Annotated in this window: 1 protein-coding gene; it reads right to left on the bottom strand. The window is 53.2% G+C overall.

What is annotated here, in order from left to right; genetic code table 11:
* Window positions 1–571: terminase large subunit (locus Q1A48_RS21325; RefSeq protein ID WP_299948880.1), on the bottom strand; the 571-nt coding region annotated here is incomplete at both ends.

Raw genomic sequence — 571 nt, 5'->3', positions numbered from 1 at the left:
CCCCATACCCGTGATCATAGTGTCGTAAAGCACATCGTCGGTGTGCTCATGCACCTCATCCAGAATGGCGCAACTGGGACTGGCTCCATCACCGGGTTTACCGATCACCGGCTCAAAGCGGCTGTTGTCCGGCAACCGCTTGGTGCCGCGCTGATCGCACTCCAGTCGCTTCGCATGGGAGGTCACGCCATAGGCTCGACGAAATGCCGGGGTACGCTCTGCCATTTTCTGTGCTGGCCGAAAAATTTCCCAAGCTTGCTTCTCTGTAGTGGCTCCACAGTAAATCTCAGCCCCATACTCACCATCTTCAGTGAGCATATACAAACCAATACCGGCAGCAATGAGGGATTTTCCATTTTTTCGCGGTACACAAATGTAAGCGATATGGAAACGGCGCAGACCGGTATTCCTGTGAACCCACCCGAACAGGGAGCCGATTATATATTTTTGCCAGGGCTGCAAGCGGATACGCTTGGCGAGGCCTCGCTTGGCTGCCCACTTGCCCCTCACGTGTGGCAGCAGTTCAATAAAGCGAATAGCCTTTAGGGCTTTATCCTTATCAAATACATAG

Source organism: uncultured Microbulbifer sp., from assembly GCF_947489355.1.
Classification (GTDB): domain Bacteria; phylum Pseudomonadota; class Gammaproteobacteria; order Pseudomonadales; family Cellvibrionaceae; genus Microbulbifer.
Note: the sequence above shows the minus strand (reverse complement) of the source record. Positions and strands in the feature narration are given on the sequence as shown.